Annotated in this window: 1 protein-coding gene; it reads right to left on the bottom strand. The window is 22.8% G+C overall.

Going from position 1 to position 658, the window contains the following annotated elements; all coding sequences use genetic code 11:
* Positions 1 to 16: 16 nt before the first annotated feature.
* Positions 17 to 268 (bottom strand): hypothetical protein, encoded by a 252-nt coding sequence (locus L8V79_RS08150; RefSeq protein WP_263703202.1) that lies wholly within the window; start codon positions 266 to 268, stop codon positions 17 to 19.
* Positions 269 to 658 lie beyond the last annotated feature (390 nt).

Here is a 658-nt window from a genome sequence, read left to right on the forward strand (position 1 = left end):
CTTCTTTGGCTTCATATCATTTTTGATCTATCTTGTCCCATTTTTTATTTTTAAGATATCCTTGTCTTAATTGTTCATCTATCTTATCAAGTTCATCAGGACTTTTATCTTTGGTAAGTCCTAAGAAAGCGTGGGTGAAGTCGATTTGCTTAGAAATTTGAGAAAATTTTGCTTCAAATAGCAAAGAAAAATCAACATGCTTTAACATTTCATCTTCTAATAACTCATCTACATAAATTGCTACATAATATTTTATTATTTCTTTCATTTCGAAATAGTTCCTTCTAAAAGTCCATAAGGTATTATTCCTATAAATATTGCAATTTCAAAACAAAAATACATCATTAAAAATAAAAATTTAAATTTTAAATGCAATTTAACAAAAAAAACCATATTATCATTAATAAAATATTTATTATTGCAAGATTTAAATAAAAATCATTAAAAATTATATTAAAGATATACATAAAACAATAGCAAAAAAGATGAATAAAAAAGAAGTTTTTACAAAAACTTAAAAAAATAAACCAAAATATAGCAATATAAAATAGCAAGATAGGAAAGAAAAAAACAATATAAAGCTCAAATTCCAAATTCTTGAGTTTATATATAACAACAAATACAGCACATATTAAAGCAATATAGCCACTCCCTAAAC

It is taken from the genome of Campylobacter sp. IFREMER_LSEM_CL2194 (assembly GCF_025771685.1).
In the GTDB taxonomy this organism is placed as follows: Bacteria; Campylobacterota; Campylobacteria; order Campylobacterales; family Campylobacteraceae; genus Campylobacter_D.